Here is a 23791-nt window from a genome sequence, read left to right on the forward strand (position 1 = left end):
TCTTATTTAGTTATGTTCCATTTTACGAGGTACAAAATGTCTAAAACTTACTCTTTAAGCAAAATTTCGCTCGCCATTGCATTCAGCATTGCGGGGCAATCTGCTTTTGCAGAAATCAGTGCGGCAGATGCCAATACACAAATTAGCAAAAAACAAGGCATTGAAATTATCAATATCGCCAATCCAAGTGCCGCAGGGTTATCGCATAACCGATATGATAAGTTTAACGTAGATAAATCTGGTGCGGTGCTAAACAATGCTCGTCAAAATGGCAAATCTCAACTCGCAGGCGATCTGAACGCCAACCCAAATCTCAAAACCCAATCCGCAAAAGTGATTCTGAACGAAGTCGTTAGTCGCAATCCTTCTAAAATTGCTGGTCAGCAAGAAATCTTTGGTGAAAAAGCCGATTATGTGTTAGCTAACCCGAACGGCATTAGCGTGGAAGGAGGCGGTTTTATTAATACGCCTCGTGCTTCGCTTGTGGTAGGTAAACCGCAAGTCGCAGAAGGTAAACTTAAAGGCTATGATGCAACAGGCGATAAAGCGTTAAGCACCAGCGGCAAAATTACCAGTTCTGGTGACATTGATTTAATCGCCCCGCAAGTGACCGTTGGCGGTCAAATTACCACCAGCGAAGGGGTGAATGTGATTACGGGCAAAAATAAAATTGCACGTGAAGACAATGGCACGCTTAAAATTACAACTACAGAGCGTAAAGGTCAAGTGCTGGATGGCAAAGTTGTGGGTAGTATTCAAGCGGGTAGAATTCGTATTCATTCAACTGATGATCGTGCGACTATCACCGCTCAATCGGCTAATTTACAAGCAAAAGAAGTGGATATTACCGCAGGCAATGCAAACTTAAACGGTAGAATTAGTCGTCATACAGATAGAGGTAAAGCAAAAGTTACACATCAAAATGGCGTACAGTCTCGTGATCATCAAAGTGGCTCAAGTGAAAGCTACCAAGCAACCCGTGTGCAAACCGATCAATTTAACGTGAATGTCGGTGGTAAATTGAACATTTCAGGAGCAGATATTCAAGCCAAAAATAGCAATATTCGCGGTGGCAATGTACATTTAGGGGCAGAAAAAAACGTAAATTTACGTGAACACAGCAAAAACCAAAGCAAAGGCAGTTGGTATCGCAATGAACAAGAGAGCAATCGTGTTGAAACCATACACCGCACTACGATTGCAGGCGATAGTGTAAATATTGAAGCAACCAAAGGCAAAGTGACCACAGAAGGTGCAAAAGTTTCCGCAAAAACGACCGCTATTTATGGCGAACAAGGCGTGAATTTACGTGGTGCAAAAGCCACTACCACTCAAACGGCTCGTGCTGAATTTAAAAATGAAACTGCACGTTTAAAAACAGGTTTAAGCAGCCAAGATAGTAGCGTGCAGCACTACACTGCGACAGAATTAACGACCGAACAAGATCTTATTTTAGGCGGTAAAGGCGATGTGCATTTAACAGGCGTAGTGGCAAATGTGGATGGTGCATTATTGGCAAAAAATATCGGTTCGCTTTCATTCGGCTCAGAAAGATCTAGCGAAAGTTATAACCTCAGCGATGATATGCGTTTCTGGGGTGGTTTAGCAGGCTCTAAAACCGTTGGTACAGGCAGAAGTGCGGAAACTGTTCACGGGGCTGATTTTACCGTGAAAGGCGATGCGACTTTAGATGCAAGCCGTGGCGTGCATATTTCAGGCAGCCGTGTCGTAACGGGTGGTAATGGCGTAGTAAAAGGCAATGCAGGTGCATTAGTTATTGATAGCACTCAAGCGAAAACCACTGCAGTTGATTACGCTCGTCAAGGTACAATTTTTGATATTACCAAGGCTCGCCAAAGTAGCTATACACATACCTCTACTGCAAAAGGTTCAACCTTAAAATCAGCATCGAATCTCCAACTCTCTACCAACAAAAACGTGAGCATTGTGGGCTCAACCGTGCAATCCGCAGGGTTGCTCGATATTGCAGCAAAAAGTGGTATTGAAGTGAAAGGTGCAGCTAACCACGTTCGTACGGAATCAAGTAAGGCTGGTTTTAGTTTCGCGGGCAGTTTCGACAGCCTCAAAACATCATTCCAACACGGGCATTTAACCGCAAATCTCAACCTTGATAATAACAAAGGTAAGCCAAGCGTGGATGCAGATGTTGAAATCAGCAAAGAGAAAAAAGCAGATGCTATAAATGCAGAAGGTAAATTCCACTTGGGCTTGAACGTTTACAATAACAGCCAAAATAGTCACACGACAACGCATACAGGTTCAAGCGTAAAAGGTAACGATGTAGCATTGAATGCAAAAACTGTGACTGTTTCAGGCAGTGAAGTAGCGGCAACTCACGGCAATTTAGTCATTAACGCAGATAAAATCACGACACAAGCGGCTCAAAATCAAAGCATTAACAACAGCGTGAAAAACGAAGTAAATGTTGGTTTGAGCGGCACCGTAACCGAGAACAAATTAAGTGCCACTTTAGGGGTTGGCGTAGCTCATTCCTTGAATTCAAGCGTGGAAAACAAAGCCCAAGTAAGCAAACTTTCAGCGGCAAATGATGTAAAACTTAATGCAAATCGCATTGAGCATCAAGGCAGCCAAGTGCAAGCAGGAGGAAATATTCAAGAAAATGCGAAAGAGGTACTCCACACTACTGCGAAAAACAGTATAAATAGCTTTGGCAATAATGTGAGTGTTGATCTCACGGTGTCTGCGAGCATTGATAAATCCAAAGCTTTCAGCGTGGAAGCGGAACTTGCTGCAAAAGGTGGACGTGAAACCGTATCAAGCACAACGCATACCGCAACGCAGTTACAAGCGGGCAAAAATATCAGCGTAAATGCAAACCACATTCAAGATAATGCGACCCAATACAAGGCAGGAGAAACGGCACAATTTAATTCAAACAGCCATCAACTTGTAGCAGTTGCAAATCGTGTTGAGAAAAACAGCCTTTCAGCTGGGGCGAGTTTAGGCGTTTCAGCCGATACTACCGACTTCCAACGCTTTAACGTTGCAGCAAAAGTAGGAGCAAATTACAACCAATCTGCTAGCCAAGAAAGCAATGCTGTGCAAGGCTCAATTAATGCGAAAAACGTGAACATTCACACAGGCAAATTAAATAGCCAAGCAAATATTAACGCAAGTGAAAATGTGAATATTCAAGCTCAAAGTGCTCAATTCAGCCAAGCAACAAGCAGTAAAACCCAATCAGGTGGTGGTTTTGAAGCGAAAGTAGGTGTTGGTGCAATGGTTGTGCCATCAGCAGGTGCAGCAGTTCCATCTATTGATTTAAGCCTTTCTGCAAATGGTAAAAACGGCAACCAAAGCCAAGCGGTGATGAACACCATTGCGGGTAAAAACGTAAATGTGCAAACACAAGGCGTATTGAACTTGCAAGGCACAAACGTGCAAGCGGTTGAAAATGCTCAACTTTCTGGCAAACGTGTGAACATTACAGCCGGCAATAATCACGTTCAAAATGTGGCAGCCTCTGTGGCAACAGGCGTGAATATTGGAGCTAAAGTAGCAAATGCAGGCTTTAATGCAAATGTAGGCGTAAACACCGAAAACAGCCAAACGCACACAGGCGTGGCAGTAAACGGTAAAAATGTGAGCATTCAAGCTCAAAACGGAGTGAATTTAAAAGGCGTAAACTCAACCTCTGAACAGCTCAATCTTAATGCAGGCAAAGGCAATTTAGCCTTAACGGCAGCAACAGATAGCGTGAACAAAACTGATGTTTCAGTAGGCTTAAAACTAGGCGGTGGTGTGGCTGAACAAAAATGGACTCCGTCTTCAGGTAGCGGTCATCTTGCTGTGAATGTGGTGCGTAATGAAACACATACCGAAACCACTCTCAACACCGATACAGCTAAAATCAATGCTGGTGGTGATGCGAAATTTATCGGTGGCTCTGTCAATGCTAACCACGCAAGCGGTACGATTTCAGGTGATTCTCACAGTGAGCAATTAGCCAATAAAGTCAATGAAGTAAGTGTAAGCCTTGCTGCGAATGGTAGTGGTAAACTTGCTGTACCAACTACAGATAAGTGGGCAGAAGCAGCAAAAAATGACTGGAATAACGGTTCTATTGCAGGTGTGAAAGCGGATGCAAAATTAGAGGTTAACGCCAAACATCAGCAAACAGCAACTAATGCTGGCGTGAATGCAACACAGGATACAGTTGTAGTCAAAGGTGTAAAATCTCGTACTGAGATGAAAAATCATCGTAGTCGCCAAATACATTTTAAAGCGGAAGCTACTACAGCGATAAAAAAACAAGTTGAAGCAAAAATTCCTGAAAAAGTAAGACAGGTAGTAAAACCAATACGTGCAGTAAATTTACAACTTATTAAAAATAATAAAGTAAATTATAAAGTACGTGTAAGACACTAAAACCCATCAAGCAGTCAATTTTTTGCAAATTTTTCACGGAATTGATCTGACCCCAAAAAGTTAGACTGTTATTTAAAGGATTGTTTTCGATATTGTATCGGACTCAGTCCTTTTAATTTTAGTTGAATCCGTCGATGATTATAGTAATCCAAATAATCTCTGACGGCATCAACTATCTCCTCTCTACTGTTAAATTCCCGACCATAAAAGCATTCCGTTTTTAATCGCCCAAAGAAACTTTCCATTGCGGCGTTGTCCAAGCAATTCCCTTTTCTCGACATACTTTGAATGATGCCATGTTCAGCCAAGATTCGACGATAAGCTACCATTTGATATTGCCATCCCTGGTCTGAATGTAAAATGACACCACAAGCTTTATTTAATCCTTTGACGGCTTGCATTAACATGTCCTCTACTTGCACCCAGTTTGGGGAATAGCTGAGATTATAGGAGACTATCTCATTGTTAAATAAGTCTAAAATTGGGGATAAATAGACTTTACTTCCATCTTTCGCCTTAAACTCGGTGATATCGGTCACCCATTTTTGTTTCGGAGCCGTTGCACTAAAATCGCGTTCAAGATGATTCGGTGCAATCACCCCTATCGTGCCTCGATAGGTGGTAAATTTCTTGCTTTTTCTTGACCGCACTTGAAGCCCAAGTACCTGCATTAAACGTTGGACTTTTTTATGATTTACGCCTGGCAAACAGGCATGAACACGTCGATAGCCATAATCAGGATGTTTCGCTTTAATGTCTTTAATGGCGGCTTTAAGTACCTTGTCTTTATCTGGCTTAACTTGAAGTTGGGAAAAGAACGTACTACGCGCTAAACGTGCGAAACTCAATAGCCATGTTAAGGGATAATGCGTTCTTAACCTTTGGATAATTTCCGTTGCTCGGCTTCGTCCTGAAGTCTGAGCCTTCTCAATTCTTTTAGATAAGCCACCTCCGCTTCAAGCTGTAAAATTCTCAAACGTAAACGCTCTTCTTCAGTTTTGGGTGGCGGTGGCATTTTTGCATATTTAGGTTTCATTGGCGGTCGTCCTGATGGTTTACGGGAAATAAGTCCTTTTATGCCACTTTTTTCAAACCGTTTCAACCAGGTTCCGACTAATGTGTCATAGGAGATATTGTAAAAACGAGCGGCTTCTCGAATGCTCATTTTCCCTTTTAGAATAGGTTGAATAACCTGTAATTTAAATTCGATTGTGTAGTGTTTACCCATAAAAAATCTGCACCTCAATTGTTGGTTTGTTGAGTCCAACTTTTGGGGTGCAGATCATTTTGAACCGCACTTTTATAGACTTGATTATGAAAATGCTTGTAATTCAGGGTTGATTGGAGTTTCAGCAATGTTGTTCACATAATTACATAATGTGGCGAGGCTAACACCTAAAATCACATCAATAGCATTTTCTTGGGTATAACCTGCATCAAAGAACGCGTTAAGTTGTGCTTCGGTTAATTTTGCTTTTTGTAAAATAACAGCAAGGGTGAAACGCGCTAAAGTATCGAGTTTTTTATCACTTTCAATACAAGCAGTTGCACGAATTTGGTTTACAAGCTCTTCTTCAAGTTTTAACACTTTTAAAGCGATTTTCGTGTGGCCTGCTACACAGAAACCACAGCCATTGACTACGGCTGCAGTAATTTGCACCACTTCGCGTTCTGTTGCGGTTAGGCTATTACGACCATTAATACCGCCCACTGTACGATAAGTTTCAAGTGCAGTAGGGGCATTTGCGAGAACACCAATTAAATTTGGAATAAAACCATTGGCATTTTGTACGGCTTTTAAGGCTTCTTGTGCCGCTTCCGGTGCAGATTCAATGGTGTGAATTTTAAATTGAGACATAAACTACTCCTAAGGGATAAATCATAAATTTCCGCTTGATAATACCTTTCTAAATTCAGTAAGAAAAAGAAGAAAAGTTTATTTCATATAGCCAAAAGTTATGATTATTTTGGCGTCGCCATGCTAAATGTGTTTTGACGATAGACAGTAATCTCTCCAACTCTTTTTTGCCTTTTTCGGAAAGGGCTTTGTTGTCGTGCAACATTTGGGTGGCGCGTGCTTCAATAAAGCGGAGGTAATCGCTGTTTTGGGTTTCTTGGAATTGCTTTTCGGCTATGGGTTTGAAGGTTAGCGTCAAATCAAGAATAGTCAAATGGTGATCGAGATCAAATAAACAGGTAAGATGACTTACAACTTTTGAGGTATTTATGAATGAAATGCAAAGTGCGGTAGATTTTTGATTATTTTTTCAGAATGGAAAGCATTTCGCGACAAGACAAATAGGAAAAGGTTAAAATAAGCCAAATTTTCTGTTGGGAGTTTCAATGTTTTTTGTTTATCTCATCGTCGCTTTAGCGGCAGGCGTAGCACTCGCCACGCAATCAGCGATTAATACGCAATTGGCGAAAGCCATGAGTGGCGAAGCGGTGATTGCTACCTTCATTTCTTTTGCGGTAGGCACGATTTTTCTCTTTTTTATCGCGTTGGCTAAAACTGATTTATGGAGCAATCTATCCACGATTCCATCACAACCTTGGTGGAAATTAATTGGTGGGGTACTCGGCGCTATCGTCGTCTTCACAACGGTTCTACTTGCACCGAAATTAGGCATCACCGCGATGTTATTTTTTATCATCGTTGGACAATTAATTACGGCAACAACCATCGATCATTTCGGTCTTATCGGTATGCCGATCCGAGAAGTGAACATCACAAAACTCATTGGATTAATCATTGTCGCCTTTGGATTAGTGTTTTATTTCTTTGGAGATAAGTTGGTTGAGTTATTTGGGGCGAGATAGGATAGAATACGCCTCTATTTATTGATTAATCGCGTAATTGGGGAAACTATGCGAAAGCGTTGCCTGTGGGTGTTGATTATTTTGTTGCTATTGATCGTAATAAGCATTGGCTTATTACGCGTTTTTGCGACCCCGAAACGTGTAGCGCAACTTACCAATCATTTTTTAGCACCGCATTATCACATTGAATTAGCCGATGATTGGCAATGGGAAACAACAGGTTTAACGCTGCCAGAGCTAAAAGTGAAAACCGACCAATGTACGCTTGTGAACCTGAATAATACTCAGGTGACTTGGTGGAATACGCATAGTCTTGATGTTGAAAAGGCTAGCTTGAATTATGATTGTTTAACCCATTTACCCAGTGATAATGCTGAAAAAACACCGCCAAATCTGACCGCACTTTGGGCGGCATTGCCTATTTCTCATGTTAACGTTAAACACTTTCAATTAACGGATGCCGAAGCCTTGACACAAGGGGCTTTAAAACCTTTCTTATCAGCTGATTGGGCGTTAGACGCAAACTATAACGGCAACCAATTAGCACTCGAAGCTCAAGCCAATAATGACGGGCTTGAGCTTCATCATCAATCGACTGTCACGCCACAAGATGGTATTTTCCAATGGGCGGGGAGTAGTGAAATCAAACAAGCGGGAGATAAAACCTACGATCTTCATTTCTCTGCGAATTTTGATCCTGATCTTTCTCAGCTTCCTCAACAAGGCAATGTCTTACTTAACTGGAATAACCCAGAACTAGCCGTCACAAAAGGCGAGACAAAAGTGTCATGGCAAGGTGCAGACGGTCAGTTAAACGCTCAAGATTTAACAGCAAATTCGCCGTTGTTGGATGTGCCTTTCGTGTTCACCAAAGATGGCTTGGATATTTCGTGGGGGAAATTTTATTGGACCTTTGACAGCTATCAACCGATTAAAGGCTTCCTTGGGTTATCTATTCATCGTGCGGCAGAAGGCTTGTTGCCATTAAGCATTGATATGAACGTGATCTTGCAAACTTTTGGCGAAATGGGCAAAGGGGAGATCGTGATTTCAGGGAAAAATGGTGAAATCGGTGGGGGCGATGATAATAACGAATTGGACTTTGAGCTGAAAACTCGCGGGGATTTACGTTATAACGCTACCGTGGCACTTACTAATTTAACTTATCATCTAGGCGGGATTTTTACGCATCCCGTGGTGTATTTTTATCCTGGCTCGGTCTTTAAAATGGATACTGTACAACCCGACACCAAATTACATGTTCGTTTACCGTTAGATGACATTATTATCGGTCGTTATGGCTTAGAAGGGCGTTTGCAGGCAACGTTGAATGGCACAACTCCGCAGTTTGAAAACCTCAATCTAAAATTAGACGGAAATGCCCACGAGTTTATTGCCGGTATTAAAACCGTGTTTGATTTGCGAGATGAAGAACATAAGTTGCAGTCGGTGGAGAAACAAGCGACAAACCGTTGGGATTGGATTATCAATGGCAGTGCAAACTGGAAATCTTTAAATACGCCAGTCAAAATGGAAGGGAAAGGATTTTGGGAAGCCGATCATATTGAATTAAATCAACTTTCTGCTCACTCCAAAGAAGTCAAAATGAAAGAGGTAAAAATGGCACCACTTTCATTGGAGCTTAAAGATCGACTCCGCTGGGATTATGAAGAAGAGCATATTCGAGGTTTGTTGCAAGCGAAAACAGATTGGATTGAACTGGCTTATGGCGGTCGTTTTGTTTCGCCTGTTTTCGGTTTAGGTATTGATGGTAAGAGTATCAGTAACTTCAATTTTGCAGGTGATTTAAAGGCTGGTTCGCTTGGGCCTTTAGATGTCTTGGGTGTATATCAAAATACTGCACTTTCAGGCAAAATCAGCTGGAAAGAACAATCTGCAAAAGTATTCCAATCACTTTTCCCTCAACAATGGAATTGGTTAATTCATGAGGGCAGCATTAAAGGACAAAGTGAATTCGCAATCAATGGCAATGGCGTGAAGATGAAGGGGGAGCTGAATCTTAAAAATGGCAAAATCACTATGCCAGATGGCGAGATTTATGGCTTGAATATTCGTTTCCCAATGAATTATGAAAACTCGGCATTGCAAGTGGCTTCGGGTAAACCGATCCATATTTCGACTCAAAATATTCGCTATGGCGCGCTTTCCGTCGCAAATGGGGAATTGGATTTGTTTGGGCGTTATCCGAACACCATGAAAAATCCGCTTACTTTGAGAAATGTGAAACTTTCCTTATTTGATGGCGTATTGACGGTGCCTCAGCTCAGTTTTCCACAAAGTAAAATGGCGACACTTTCTTTTACTAATATTGATTTAGCCCAAGTGTTAGCCTTGGCACAATATAACCAAGTAACCTTAACCGGCCGCGCCAATGCGACCTTGCCATTTTGGCTTGGTCACAAGGAATGTCTGATTTGTAATGGTACATTGGAACAAGTGGGAAATGTGTCTATCAAATTAACCGATGAAATGGTGAAAGGACTGAAAAAAGGTGGTTGGACAGAAAATATTTTGGTGGATTTATTAAAAGAAATGGAACTGCAAAATTCCCATGCGGCGGTGACGCTCGATCCTAAAGGGCAGATGAGGTTGCATGCGAGTATTAGCGGATTTAATCCAACTAAGCGAACCAATAATCCGATAACGTTAAATTATACGCACCAAGAAAATATGTTTGAATTGTGGAATATGATTGACTACGGCTCGCAATTTGAACAAAATCTGCAATATAAACTTTATAAGCAATTAGACAAAGACAAATGATAAAACACTTTAAATTTCAACCGCACTTTTTTATTTTTGCGGCGATGTTTACACTCACAGCCTGTACGCCAACCATTCAATTAGACACCCCAAAGGAAGGGATCACCATTAATATGAATGTGGTGGTGGACCACAATATTAAAGTGGAAATGGATGAAAAATCCCAGAAAGCTGTGAGTGAAGTTGATCCTGCAAAGAAATAATTAAATCAATTAAAAAGGCCATCTGAATGTTTTATTTCAGATGGCTTTTTTTTTATTTTAAGGTGCGGTTAAATTTCACGAAAATTTTACTTAATTTTTACTTTGTTCACAGTTTATTATCTTTATGTTTAGGCGTATGATGGCTATTAGTTTTACATAACCCCTAAATTTATTTAGGTAAATATATTATTTCTATTTAATAGGAGATTGAATAATGAAAAAATTATTCACAGCGGTACTTTCTGCGGCAGCCATTACCGCCTCTATTGTTGCTTATGCAAATACTGCACCACAAACAGAACAAAGTATGGTACAACCGGAAAAAGCAAAAGGCGTTTGGATTGATGTGCGTTCTGCTGAGGAGTTTAATGCTGGTCATTTACAAGGTGCAGTGAATATTCCACACGATAAAATTGTGGAAGGTGTTAAAGCAATTGATTCAGATAAAGATGCACCGATCAACCTTTACTGCCGTAGTGGTCGCCGTGCCGAAGCTGCACTCACTGAGCTGAAAAATGCAGGCTATACCAATGTCACCAATCATGGTGGTTATGAAGATTTGGTTAAAAAAGGTTTGAAATAAATATTATTTAGTCTAAAAACTTTCGACACTGTAGAATTCATTGTTATTTAATAGTTGACTAAATATCAAGGTTGGCTTTTTTATGGAGACAGTTGTTGCACCGAAAGTATTCAGTTTTATTATAATGATAAAAAAGTGTCGTAAAAATTCGTACCTCTTAAGGTTTAACAAAGTATAAAAAAATAAAGGAACTGACAAGACATCAGCTCCTTTATTGTTATTGCTTAATTTAAAATCATTATAGTTCAATAATATATACGTCCTTAGCCAGAGCATCTTTACCCGTTTCTTTCCCTTCATAGTCTGGAATAATTGCTAATCTTGAGCCTTCTTTTATTGAAGGCCATAATCTATATGAAGCTTTTGACATTCGTCTATAATGAATGAAGAAACGTTCTTTTTCAAGAGATTGAGCGAATAAATAACTGGCTCTTTTCCCTGTATCATAAAATACTATTTTTTCTACAATTACCTCTATATGATTTTCTGATGGTAGCTCTTCTAGGAGAACTAGAGTACTATACTTGCTAAGAAAATCTTTCCAGAAAAGGTTTTGAAATGGATTTTTATTGGGAAGGTGATGCATATAATCAACAAACTTAATAAGAAATTCGCAATCTCCATATGTAATATCATCTATTGAATTAGGTACATGTTTTGTTATGAAATTCACAAATTCTATAGATTCATGTAAATTCCAATATTCACGTTTATCTTTAGTCGAAATGAGTAACTTAGCTATTTCATCAGCTATAGCCTTCATTTGGATACAGGCTACTTTTATATATCCGTCATTTCTAAATATATCTTCTAAAATATGTATAGATCTCAATATTTCTTTAGCTCGATCTTTAGGAATATTAATTTTCTCAGCAAGATTTTTTATTGCTCTGGCTCTAAAAGAACCTTCGATACCTCTTACTTGTGATTCTCTCCATTTTTTACTAAATTCTAATATTTCCTCATACTTACTATCGTATAGTAATGACTTATACATATAATCGATAATTTTTTCTCTTAGCTCCCCTTTTATTTCATTATCTAAATATAAATCCCAAAATTTTTTAAATGAGTTACTATATTCATTATCATAAAAATCAATTAAAGCTAAATAGTATTTGGCGATTCTAGACGAATTACAGCATGATATAGCACTATTAAAGCGTTCTCTAGCCATATCATTAGCTCTCATTTCAAATAATAATCGACCATAGGCAATCTGAAATTCTAAGTGTCCCTTGAAATTATATTCTAGCTGACAAAATCTATCTAATAGTATTGATAAATCATTATGCTTTTTAATACTCTTATTTAGATCAAGTAATAAAATCTTTAAAGAGTCTGGTAAAGATGGATTTATATAATCAAAAGAAAGTTTATCTATACCTTGTATAGCTTGTTCTCTCTGATATTCATTAATTTTTGTCTTCATCCTTCCTATTTTCTTCTGAATTTCAGCGCGAACTCTAATGTTTTTAGGGTTAGACAATAGTAAATTAAGAATTGACTCTCCTAATTTATAATTTTCAACATCATCTTTAGTAACCCTTACTATTAGACTTGTATTAGATAATTGGGCAATACTATCTGCAATTTCGTCATCAGAAAAATCTAATATTTCTTTTAAATCAGCTCGAGAACTTTCTGGTTTCAAATATAAACATTCTAAAACTTTGATAATATTTTCATCAAAAGAATCGATTAAGTTTTTAAATGAGAACTGAACTATTTCTTTATTAGCAACCTTAGTTGAGGTAAAAATATCCTTCCCTTTTAAGTAAAGGTCTATAGTTAATCTAATAGCTAAAGGATTCAAATAGCATTCATTAACTACTTTATCTAATTCATCGTCGGTCATAGTATGATTTCTTAAATTACCAGCTTTTTTCGACAGATAAGAACGTGCTAGAGCAATAGCTTCTGTTTTCTTTAGTACATCAACTTTAATAATTTTACTGTTATCAATAGATATTCTACTAGTGATTAATACTTTCCAAGAAAGCGGTATTTCTGATAAAAAGTTATCAAAATCAGATTTACATTCAATTAAAAGAGTTTCTAAGTTATCTATACATAATAAAATTTTCTTATTAGATTCTATATCAGATAGCTCAGAAAAATCAGAATAATCTGTTAAAAATAGATCATTAAAAATACTCACTAATTCTTTTCTTAGCTCATTAACTGAAGTTATTGAATCTAGTTTTACAATACCATTATCAGTTAGTTCTTCTGTTTTTAATGTTATGTAGATGCATGCTTCAAAATGTTCTTTAGTTAATGGATCATTAATAATTCTTCTTAAAGTTTCTAATACAATTGCTGTTTTTCCATTTCCTCCTGGAGCAACGAGGGATATGGTCAAAGATCTTCGATCAAGCCTATTTATTAGAAGTTCTTTAAGATCGGCTAATAGTTTATTCCTGCCAATTAGACCTGTTATAGTATGTTCAAATTTATCTGGGATGTTGTTAGGAATTTTCTTAAAGATACTATTCATCCAATCTTCAGGAGGATCTACAATTAGATTATTTTCAGCTGATAATAATGATTTTTTAACCTTAGATAAACCTAATAATTCAATAATAGGATCACTTGCCAAGGCAGCAACTTTATACCAGTAATTTAAATCAAATATTCTATTAGGATGAGATATAACATTTCTAATATTATATATTTCGTTCTGTATAAAAATATTTCTTAATTCAATTATATCTTCTCTAAAAATAGTATCTTTAGATGAAGGAATTAACATCTGAAATAAATCATCTAGATATGATTGCTCCACTAAATCTTGAACTGTCAGCGGTTTTAATTTATTAGTTTCAGAATCAGATAAATTAGAATCTGGAATTTGTTCTAGTACTAGATTTCCTATTCCAATTTCTAATTCGTGTAAAACCATAGCTGTTTTTCTTCTAAAAGTGTTTAGATCCATTTAAATAACTCTTATTACTTATCTTTTTAACATAGAAAAAAAGAAGCCTATTTTAAAAGACTTCTATTTATTCATTTGAATTGTATTTCCATATTTAATTTCTAATGTAACTTAGAATGGAATGTTGTCATCAAATGCGTCCATTGGTGGCTCAGCTTGTGGCGCTGGCGCAGATTGTGCTGGACGAGATTGATAGCTTGGTTGTGGTGCTGATTGTGCAGGTGTATAACCGCCCATCTCTTGATTACGACCACCTAACATTTGTAAGTTATCACCTTGGATTTCAGTGGTGTAACGATCTTGGCCGTTGTTATCTTGCCATTTACGGGTTTTTAAACGACCTTCAACATAAACTTGTGAACCTTTGCGTAAGTATTGCCCCGCAATTTCTGCTAAACGACGATATAACACGATACGGTGCCATTCTGTCACTTCACGACGTTCGCCCGTGTTTTTATCTGTCCAGCTTTCACTTGTTGCCACGCTGATATTTGCTACCGCTTCGCCATTTGGCATCGTGCGGATTTCAGGATCATTACCCAAATTACCCACGATGATTACTTTATTAATACCTGCCATAGAATCCTCTATATTTTAGAAATAAGGTGAAAAATTTTGGCTATTTTGCCTTAAAAGAAACAAAAGATCCATAAAAATTAACTGGATATTTGCACAGATATTGAAATATGCGATAATGGTCACAATTTTTGAATTTATTTTCTTAAGGCAATCGCTTTTTTTATGGATACTATCGACATTCGTGGGGCTAGAACCCACAACCTCAAAAACATCAATTTAACCATTCCGCGCGATAAATTAATTGTGATTACAGGCTTGTCCGGTTCGGGCAAATCTTCTTTAGCATTTGATACGCTTTATGCGGAAGGGCAGCGCCGTTATGTGGAATCTCTTTCTGCTTATGCGCGTCAATTCCTTTCTTTGATGGAAAAACCGGATGTGGATTCGATTGAGGGCTTGTCACCAGCGATTTCTATTGAGCAAAAATCCACTTCTCATAACCCGCGTTCAACTGTGGGGACTATCACCGAAATTTATGATTACCTGCGTTTGTTGTTTGCTCGCGTAGGGGAGCCTCGTTGTCCGGATCATGATGTGCCATTAACGGCACAAACCATCAGCCAAATGGTGGATAAAGTTTTAAGTCTGCCAGAAGAAAGCAAAATGATGTTGCTTGCGCCTGTGGTGAAAAACCGCAAAGGTGAGCATGTTAAGCTGTTAGATAGCTTGGCGGCACAAGGTTATATTCGTGCAAGAATTGATGGTGAAATCTGTGATTTATCCGATCCACCAGAACTTGCTTTACAGAAAAAACATACCATTGAAGTGGTGGTGGATCGCTTCAAAGTGCGGTCAGATTTAGCCACACGTTTGGCGGAATCCTTTGAAACGGCTTTAGAGCTTTCTGGTGGTACAGCAGTTGTGGCGGATATGGATAATCCTAAGGCTGAAGAATTGGTTTTCTCAGCAAACTTTGCTTGTCCGCATTGTGGTTATTCTGTACCGGAATTAGAGCCTCGCTTATTCTCATTTAATAACCCGGCAGGGGCGTGTCCGACTTGTGATGGCTTAGGTGTTCAGCAGTTCTTCGATGAAAGCCGTGTGGTACAAAATGAAAGTATTTCTCTTGCAGGCGGTGCGGTAAAAGGTTGGGATCGTCGCAATTTCTATTACTATCAAATGCTTACCTCGTTAGCAAAACATTATAAATTTGATATTGAAACGCCATACGAAGATTTGCCTCAAAAAATTAAAGACATAGTGATGCACGGTTCAGGCAAGGAAGAAATTGAATTCCAATACATGAACGATCGTGGCGATGTAGTGATCCGCAAGCATCCTTTTGAAGGGATTTTGAATAACATGGCGCGCCGTTATAAAGAAACGGAATCCATGTCTGTACGCGAAGAATTGGCAAAAAATATCAGCAACCGCCCTTGTGCAGATTGTGGTGGTTCACGTCTTCGCCCTGAAGCTCGAAACGTGTATATTGGCAGCATTAACTTGCCGCAAATTTCAGAGAAAAGCATTGGTGAAAGCCTTGAGTTTTTCCAAGGGCTTACCTTAACCGGTCAAAAAGCACAAATTGCGGAAAAAATCCTGAAAGAGATCAAAGAGCGGTTAGAATTCTTAGTGAATGTGGGGTTGAATTATCTTTCCCTCTCTCGCTCAGCTGAGACCCTTTCGGGCGGTGAAGCACAACGTATTCGACTAGCTAGCCAAATTGGTGCGGGATTAGTGGGAGTCATGTATGTGTTGGACGAACCTTCTATCGGTTTGCACCAACGCGATAATGAGCGTCTGTTAAATACGCTGATTCATTTGCGTAATTTGGGCAACACCGTAATTGTGGTGGAACATGATGAAGATGCCATTCGAGAAGCCGATCATATTATTGATATTGGCCCAGGGGCAGGTGTGCATGGTGGTCAAGTGATTGCGCAAGGTACCGCCAAAGAAATCATGGCGAACCCGAATTCGATTACGGGTAAGTTCTTATCGGGTGAAGAAAAAATCGAAATTCCGAAAAAACGAACCGCACTTGATAAAAGCAAACTTCTAAAATTAAAAGGTGCGACAGGGAATAATCTGAAAGGTGTGAATTTAGAGATCCCAGTGGGCTTATTTACTTGTATTACGGGGGTATCAGGTTCAGGTAAATCAACGCTAATTAATGATACGTTATTCCCATTGGCTCAAAACGCCTTAAATCGTGCGGAAAAAACGGATTTTGCACCTTATAAATCCATTGAAGGCTTGGAATATTTCGACAAAGTGATCGATATTAACCAAAGCCCAATTGGTCGTACACCGCGTTCTAACCCTGCAACTTACACCGGTTTATTCACGCCAATTCGTGAATTATTTGCGGGCGTGCCAGAGGCGCGTGCGCGTGGTTATAACCCGGGACGCTTTAGCTTTAATGTACGCGGTGGTCGTTGTGAAGCATGCCAAGGTGATGGCGTGCTAAAAGTAGAAATGCACTTCTTGCCGGATGTGTATGTGCCTTGTGATCAATGTAAAGGTAAACGCTATAACCGTGAAACCTTGGAGATCCGTTATAAAGGCAAAACTATTCACCAAGTGTTAGATATGACGGTGGAAGAAGCTCGCGAGTTTTTTGATGCGATCCCAATGATTGCGCGTAAATTGCAAACCCTAATGGATGTAGGCTTGTCTTATATTCGTTTAGGTCAGTCTTCTACCACGCTTTCAGGTGGTGAGGCACAACGCGTTAAGTTAGCGACAGAGCTTTCAAAACGCGATACTGGTAAAACCCTTTATATTTTGGATGAACCGACAACCGGCTTGCATTTTGCTGATATTAAACAACTTCTCGAAGTGTTACACCGCTTGCGCGATCAAGGCAATACTATCGTGGTGATCGAACACAACTTAGATGTGATCAAAACCGCAGACTGGATTGTGGATCTTGGTCCAGAAGGCGGTAGCGGCGGTGGTCAAATCATTGCAACAGGCACACCAGAAGAGGTCGCTAAAGTCAAAGGCTCGCATACCGCGAGATTCCTAAAAGACATCTTAACAAAAGGCTAGAAAAACCAACCGCACTTTTGAACATCATTAAAGTGCGGTTATTTACTAGAATTGTATTACAACATTGGATATTTTTACTATCTGATTGGATATAGCTAATGTTGAGAATTCTGATAATCTCTATTGCTCCATCAATAACTCATACAATGCTACATTAATATAAAAATTTTCTTTTCCAATTTTTTCCTTCTTTAAAATACCGATTCTCACCAATGCTTCTAAACGGGTTCTTGCTGTATTACGATGGATTTGGCAGTCTCGTACGATGAAATCAATTTTCGTATAAGGGTGTTTATACAGATTGTTAATCAGTTCATGGCTGTAAATCTGTGGTAAGTTGTCACGGATGAGCTGTTTATGGTTTTGCATTAATACTTTAATTCCATTGATTAAGGTCACTGTCCGTTTGGCGGTTTCTGTGATGCCATTTAACATAAATACTAACCACGCTTCCCAGTTTTGACGGTCGCGTACCGATTGCAATAATTGATAGTATTTAGCTTTGTTTCGGTTGATATATCGGGAAAGATACAGAATCGGCGTGTCTAGCAAATCCTGCTGAATCAGATACAGGATATTCAAAATCCGTCCTGTCCGACCGTTTCCGTCATAAAATGGATGAATGCTTTCAAACTGGTGATGAATCAGTGCCATTTTTACCAAGGGATCGTAATCAAGTTGTGCCGAGTCATTGATAAATCTTTCCAAATCAGACATATATTTTTCAATATCGGTAGGATTTTGCGGTGGCATATAAACAATTTCTTTTGTCGTTTGATTTACCAGCCCCGTTCCTTGCTGCTTTCTGAAACCCGCATTGTTTCCTTCCAATGTAGATTGAATTTCTTTAATGAGATTGAGTGTAATTAATTTATCGGAACGGACGGAGTCAAAGCCTAATGACATGGCTTGTGCGTAGTAGTGAACTTCTTTTGCCGCTACGGTAGTGAATTGGTGTGTATTGATATTGCTTTGATATAAATCATCCTGCGTGGTAATGATATTTTCAATCTCCGAGCTTTCTTTTGCTTCCTGCAAGGGTAATGTCCCTAGCAAAATATTTTGATTCGGCATCGTATGTACCACGCCTTTTAACTCACCTAATGCCTGATGAGCAGCACTGCAAGCTTTCAATACCGCTTTACTTTCTATCTCGCCCAAGGCAAATAAATCTGGAATTTGATAGTTGTTCATTATGACTTCCTTTATACATAAAAAGGTGTGGTTTCTTGTGCACGTTTACATAACATGCACAATATTCAGAATATTTTGTGCATATTAGTACAACGCACACAAATTTTCTATTTTTTTGTGCATGTTTCAGGTTCTAAAGCAGAAGACATAATATTTGGTTAAATTTCCCAGTTTTTCAATTGTCCCAAATAACAAATTCTTGTCATTTCAGATAGAAAAGTGCGGTTATTTTTTCGGGTGTTTTTAATGTTTGCTGCTGAAAGGTGGTTTAGCAAACCAAATGAGCACAACCAAGGAAATAAAGGTTATCGCAGAAACTAAGAAGATCTCGTTAGCACCAATAATAAAGCCTTGAGCGGTGATCTGTCTGGCGAGATATGATGCCGTTTGTTCTTCACTTAAACCAAAACTTGCCATAGTTTGGAAGAATTGTTGGGAAATCGGATTGTATGGATTAATGACTTCTGTGAGTTGCGTGTGATGCACGGCTTCGCGGTTATACCAAATAAAAGTAGTAAGTGATGTGCCTATTGAGCCGGCAAGGGTTCGGAGAAAATTAAATAAGCTCGACGCCGAAGCCATTTTTTCAGGTGGTAAACCAGAAAGGGTAATGGTTGTCAGTGGCATAAAGAAACAAGCAACGGCTAAGCCTTGCACAAATTGCGGTAATGCCACATCCATAAACGTCATTTCAGGTTCAAAGGTCACAGCTCGCCAATAAAAGGTCAGCGCATAAACCATAAAACTGACGGTGATTAAAATCCGCATATCAATTTTATTGCCGAATTTCCCTATAATCGGTGCAAGTAGAATCGGCAATAATCCTACTGGAGCTGCCGCAAGTCCCGCCCATGTTGCTGTATAGTTGTAAACCTGTTGGAGCAGAAGCGGGATAAGCACGACTGTCCCTGAATACACCAAGAAAGCAAGGCTGGTTGAAACACAACCTACGGTGAAATTTCGGGATTTAAATAAGGAAACATCCACAACTGGATTATCGTCCGTGAGTTCCCAAATGATGAGGGCGATTAAACCTACCGCCGCGATAATGGTAAGTACCACAATTTCAGTGGAATTAAACCAATCTAGCTCACGACCTTGATCCAGCATTAATTGCAACGCACCGACGCCAAGCGCCAATAAAATAAGCCCAATAGTGTTAACTGGTTGATGAGAAATTCTACTTTCTCGGCCTTCTAAAATTTTCCAACTGATTAAGACAACGGCAAGCCCAATCGGAACGTTGATAAAGAAAATCCAACCCCAGTGAATATTATCGCTGATCCAACCGCCTAAAATCGGGCCACAAATTGGGGCGACGACGATTGTCATTGACCAAAAGGCCAATGCCATTCCGCGTTTTTCAGGCGGGTAGTTATTTAATAATAAACTTTGAGAAAGGGGAATGATGGGACCCGCTACCGCACCTTGAAGGACGCGAAAAACGATCAACATTTCCAAGCTATTTGCAATACCACAAAGCCAAGAGGCTAGCACGAATAATAGCGTTGCGATTAAAAATAACCGCACTTCACCAAAACGTTTTGCCAGCCAGCCTGTAATCGGGATCGAAATCGCATTTGCCACCCCGAACGAAGTGATCACCCACGTTCCTTGGCTAGACGAGGCACCCAAATCACCTGCAATAGTTGGAATGGCTACGTTAGCGATGGTGGAGTCTAGCACGAGCATAAAGGTGGCTAAAGACAGCACCAATGTGAGCATCGCTAACGCACCGCCTTGTAGCGGCTTGAAATGAGATTGCGGCATAACAGAACCTAATAGCTATTGTCGCGAATAATGGATTCAATCAAATTATTGACCGCACTTTCATCATATTGCAGCACATTCGTGGAATAAAGCGTTGTAGATGGCGCTTGGTCACGTAAAGTTTCGCCTTGGCTATCGGTCACATTCACTTTCACAGTTGCAGAAAGACCGATACGTAATGGATTTTCAGCCAGTTGTTGCGGATCTAATTGAATACGCACAGGCACACGTTGCACCACTTTGATCCAGTTCCCCGTCGCATTTTGAGTGGGTAATAATGAGAATGCACTGCCCGTACCCATTTCAATTCCCACGACTTTTCCATTAAAGGTTTTATCTTTGCCATAAAGGTCGAAATGAATTTCAACCGGCTGACCAATTCGCATATGGGTTAATTGTGTTTCTTTGAAGTTGGCATCTAACCACATTTGATCGGTTGTGACCACTGCCATTAATGCCCCACCAACAGACACCGCTTGACCCACTTGAGCATTGCGGCGAGCCACATAACCTTTAATTGGACTGCGGATTTTTGTGCGTTCTAAATTTAGCCAAGCTTGTTTTAAATTACTGATTGCGCTTTGAATTTGCGGTTGTTCACTTAAAGGTCCGTCTAACAATAAGGCTTGATTTGCGCCGAGCTGATTTTGTGAGGTGGTTAAGTTCGCTTTTGCGAGTTCAACAGCTTCTTTTGCATGTTGGAACGATTCTTTATCAATCGCCCCATCTTTGACTAATTGCACACGACGGTTCAAGTTTCCTTGTGCTTGAGCAAGGGTTATTTCATTCGCACGAACAGCAGATTTTAATTGTTTTATGGTGTAATTCAGTTGAGAAACTTGGCGAACGGCATTGGCTAAATTGCTTTTTGCTTGCTCAAAACTCAATTTGGCATTGGTGTCATCCAATTCTAATAACACATCGCCCGCTTGTACGGGATCCATATTATCGACATTAATTTTCGCAATATTTCCCGCCACCTGTGCTGAGACCATCACCTGATTGCCGCTGACATAGGCATCTTCCGTTTCTTCAAAACCTTTAATAAAGAAAAACCAATAAGCCGCCGAACCGATTGCAATCAGAAGAAGCAAAAGAATAAAAATAGAAAGCCCTTTTTTACGTTGTTGAGATTTATTATTTGAAGAGTTTTGTGTATCTGTTTGTTGATCGGACATAATGCGAGCCTTATCGGAAAAGGCTGAAGTAAAAAAGCTTCAGTCTATAAAATATGAATGTTTGTTCATTATGAACGTGAATTAGAATTATTTCAAGAATGACCGCGCTTTAGTGACTAATATATATTTTAGTATAAGAAATTCCGTATATCCGGAGAGGAGAAGAGATCTTTACATAATATTTACTTGATATAACTGGTGTTCTTTCTGATTATAATGCATAATCATGAGCTGATCACATCTATGGTGATTTTAGGCAAAAATTTTTTATTTTTGTTCAATTTTATTAAAGTACACATGAGGAGTTTTGTTTAGATGAACAAGATTTTCAAGGTTATTTGGAATAGAACCCACAGTCATTGGTGGTGACTTCTGAATTAGCTAAAGGACAAGTAAAATCGTCCTCAGATATTTCAACATCAACTGTTTCAAATGGTGTTAACAGATTATTCAAATTAAGCGTTATTGCCTTGGCAACATTAGGGATCGCAGGGCAAGCAAATGCTATTATGGCTGGAAGCATGAATCAAATAGTTGGTGACAATGCTAATCATCTAGCGGCTATCGCTGGTGGTACATCGACAGGTACAGGTTCCATTGCAATAGGTAGAAGCTCGGAAGCTAATAAAGGCGGTGTGGCTATTGGGCGTGCAGCTACTGGAACTGGAGATAATAGTGTTGCCTTAGGTATTGCTACAAAATCAACAGCTGTTAAATCTGTTGCTATAGGTTCTGATTCTAATGCTAATGCTGATTTTGCAATTGCGCAAGGTGGATTTGCAAACGCAACAGCTGCGAATGCGACTGCAATTGGTGGTTTTGCTAATGCAAACGGAATTTCTGCAGTTGCGATTGGTCAGAATGCGAATGTTCAACGTGAACAGGGTATCGCCATTGGTAATGGGGCAACTGTTACGGCAACTAGTAACCAAGGGATTGCATTCGGTACAGCAGCATCCTCAAATGCAGGAAATTCTACTGCAATTGGTACTTTAGCTAATGCAAAAGCAGATGCATCTATTGCGATTGGTAGAAATTCTGTTGTTGAACGTGAAAAAGGTATTGCAATTGGTGAAGATGCAACGGCTACCACAAACAGTACTCAAGCGATTGCAATCGGTGTTTCATCAGTTTCAAATGGTACTAACTCAACAGCAATTGGTTCTAATGCAAGAGGCGGCTATATTGATAGCGTAGCATTAGGTACAAATGCGAATGCATCAAACTTTCAAGCGATTTCGATTGGTAAAAATTCCGTCAATGGTGCGATAGCTGGTGTTGCTATGGGCTCGGGCAGTACTGTTGGAGGATGGGCAGATAATGCTATTGCAATTGGTACTGGTGCGGTAGTTAACGGTCCAACTGGTGGCTCAAAAGGTAATAATGCTATTGCAATTGGTACTGGTGCGACAGTTAATGATTCAGCAGGTGCCTCACAAGGTAATAATGCTATTGCTATGGGCTTTAGCGCTAAAACAATTGGCGAAAATACTATCGCTATGGGTATGACTGCGAAGGCGAATAAAGAAAGCGGTATTGCTATTGGTCGCGAGGCAAACGTATCTGGCAACTTTGGTCTTGCAATTGGTCGTAATGCTAATGTATCAACAACAGAAGATAACGCCATCGCATTAGGTCGTAATACCGTTGCCGGTAAAGATAGTGCTGTTGCTATTGGTTTAGGCGCTGAAGCAACGGGTTCATTTTCTTTGGCTGCCAGCCGTTATGCGAAGGCTAGTGGGCAAGAAAGTATTTCTGTAGGTACAAATGCGAATACTTCGGCAGGTTATGCAGTTGCTATTGGTTCAGCAGCGAATGCTACTGCGGCAGGTGCGGTTGCGCTAGGTCAAGGTGCGAATGTTACTGCAGCAGGCGCTGTTGCTTTAGGTCAAAATGCGAAAGCAGCAAATGCACAAGACGTCGCTTTAGGTGCTGGCTCAACGAGCGGTGCTAAAAATTCATTAACCTCAATCAAAATTGGTGGAACAACTGAAGTTGGTAATAACGGTGTTGGTATTGGTACTGGTACAGTAGCCGTAGGTAATACAACTAACCAACGTCAAATTCAATATGTGGCAGCGGGTTTAATTAGTGCAACTTCTACCGATGCAATTAACGGTTCACAGCTTTATCAAGTGATTACTGCAGTTAACGCAACAGCAAGCACTGCAGCAGCAGCAATGAGTACTGCAAATAGTGCGACAACAGCTGCGGCAGCAGCTGCTTCAAGTGCGAAAGCTGCAGCGGATACTGTGAACACGAATCTGGCCGAAATTAAAAAATCAGTGGCTGCAGCAGCGTCATCAGCGACAGCAGCAGCATCTTCTGCAACAGCAGC

At 39.8% G+C, this 23791-nt stretch carries 15 protein-coding genes and 1 pseudogene; 7 read left to right on the top strand and 9 right to left on the bottom strand.

From position 1 onward, the window contains the following. Window positions 1–36: 36 nt before the first annotated feature. Window positions 37–4410, top strand: a complete 4374-nt coding sequence (locus A9500_RS04845; protein WP_065244098.1) for a hemagglutinin repeat-containing protein — start codon at window positions 37–39, stop codon at window positions 4408–4410. A gap of 68 nt (window positions 4411–4478) precedes the next feature. Here A9500_RS04845 and A9500_RS04850 read toward each other — a convergent pair whose 3' ends face one another. From A9500_RS04850 to A9500_RS10495, 4 genes are all read right to left on the bottom strand, one after another. Continuing rightward, window positions 4479–5258: an IS3 family transposase gene (locus tag A9500_RS04850; protein WP_083180318.1), complete on the bottom strand. Its 780-nt coding sequence runs from the start codon at window positions 5256–5258 to the stop codon at window positions 4479–4481. A 26-nt stretch (window positions 5259–5284) separates the two neighbouring features. Next, a complete protein-coding gene (locus A9500_RS04855; RefSeq protein WP_065244099.1) occupies window positions 5285–5638 on the bottom strand; it encodes a helix-turn-helix domain-containing protein in 354 nt (117 codons plus the stop codon). A gap of 84 nt (window positions 5639–5722) precedes the next feature. Then, a complete protein-coding gene (locus A9500_RS04860; protein WP_049364053.1) occupies window positions 5723–6268 on the bottom strand; it encodes a carboxymuconolactone decarboxylase family protein in 546 nt (181 codons plus the stop codon). A 55-nt stretch (window positions 6269–6323) separates the two neighbouring features. Next, complete coding sequence (locus A9500_RS10495) at window positions 6324–6581, bottom strand: hypothetical protein (RefSeq protein ID WP_083180320.1); 258 nt, start codon at window positions 6579–6581, stop codon at window positions 6324–6326. 172 nt (window positions 6582–6753) lie between these two features. Between A9500_RS10495 and A9500_RS04865 the strand changes: the two genes are divergently transcribed. The 4 genes from A9500_RS04865 (at window position 6754) to A9500_RS04880 (ending at window position 10800) form a co-directional block, all read left to right on the top strand. Continuing rightward, on the top strand, window positions 6754–7230 hold the full coding sequence (locus A9500_RS04865) for a DMT family transporter (protein WP_065244100.1): 477 nt from the start codon (window positions 6754–6756) through the stop codon (window positions 7228–7230). 48 nt (window positions 7231–7278) lie between these two features. Beyond that, window positions 7279–10014, top strand: coding sequence for a YdbH family protein (locus tag A9500_RS04870; protein ID WP_065244101.1), 2736 nt, complete (start codon window positions 7279–7281; stop codon window positions 10012–10014). Beyond that, window positions 10011–10217, top strand: coding sequence for a YnbE family lipoprotein (locus A9500_RS04875; RefSeq protein WP_049380751.1), 207 nt, complete (start codon window positions 10011–10013; stop codon window positions 10215–10217). Before A9500_RS04870 ends, A9500_RS04875 begins: the two co-directional genes overlap by 4 nt. A gap of 214 nt (window positions 10218–10431) precedes the next feature. Continuing rightward, window positions 10432–10800, top strand: a complete 369-nt coding sequence (locus tag A9500_RS04880) for a rhodanese-like domain-containing protein (RefSeq protein WP_065244102.1) — start codon at window positions 10432–10434, stop codon at window positions 10798–10800. Between the two features lie 238 nt (window positions 10801–11038). Here the strand turns inward: A9500_RS04880 and A9500_RS04885 are convergent, their stop codons facing one another. After that, window positions 11039–13738, bottom strand: a complete 2700-nt coding sequence (locus A9500_RS04885; protein ID WP_065244103.1) for an NB-ARC domain-containing protein — start codon at window positions 13736–13738, stop codon at window positions 11039–11041. Between the two features lie 111 nt (window positions 13739–13849). Continuing rightward, window positions 13850–14317 (bottom strand): single-stranded DNA-binding protein, encoded by a 468-nt coding sequence (locus tag A9500_RS04890; RefSeq protein WP_049357843.1) that lies wholly within the window; start codon window positions 14315–14317, stop codon window positions 13850–13852. A gap of 162 nt (window positions 14318–14479) precedes the next feature. Here A9500_RS04890 and uvrA point away from each other — a divergent pair, with 162 nt between their 5' ends. Then, window positions 14480–17311, top strand: a complete 2832-nt coding sequence (gene uvrA, locus A9500_RS04895; protein ID WP_065244104.1) for an excinuclease ABC subunit UvrA — start codon at window positions 14480–14482, stop codon at window positions 17309–17311. Between the two features lie 120 nt (window positions 17312–17431). On the opposite strand, the gene A9500_RS04900 is transcribed toward uvrA, so the two are convergent. From A9500_RS04900 to A9500_RS04910, 3 genes are all read right to left on the bottom strand, one after another. After that, window positions 17432–18505 (bottom strand): Fic family protein, encoded by a 1074-nt coding sequence (locus A9500_RS04900; protein WP_065244105.1) that lies wholly within the window; start codon window positions 18503–18505, stop codon window positions 17432–17434. Between the two features lie 243 nt (window positions 18506–18748). After that, entirely contained in the window at window positions 18749–20275 is a 1527-nt protein-coding gene (locus tag A9500_RS04905) for a DHA2 family efflux MFS transporter permease subunit (protein ID WP_065244106.1), read from the bottom strand. Window positions 20276–20283: 8 nt separating this feature from the next. Next, entirely contained in the window at window positions 20284–21453 is a 1170-nt protein-coding gene (locus A9500_RS04910) for an EmrA/EmrK family multidrug efflux transporter periplasmic adaptor subunit (protein WP_065244107.1), read from the bottom strand. Between the two features lie 365 nt (window positions 21454–21818). Here A9500_RS04910 and A9500_RS04915 point away from each other — a divergent pair. Continuing rightward, window positions 21819–23791 (top strand): annotated as a pseudogene (locus tag A9500_RS04915) (hypothetical protein); the annotation flags it as partial.

This window comes from Haemophilus sp. CCUG 60358 (genome assembly GCF_001679485.1).
Lineage (GTDB): Bacteria > Pseudomonadota > Gammaproteobacteria > Enterobacterales > Pasteurellaceae > Haemophilus_D.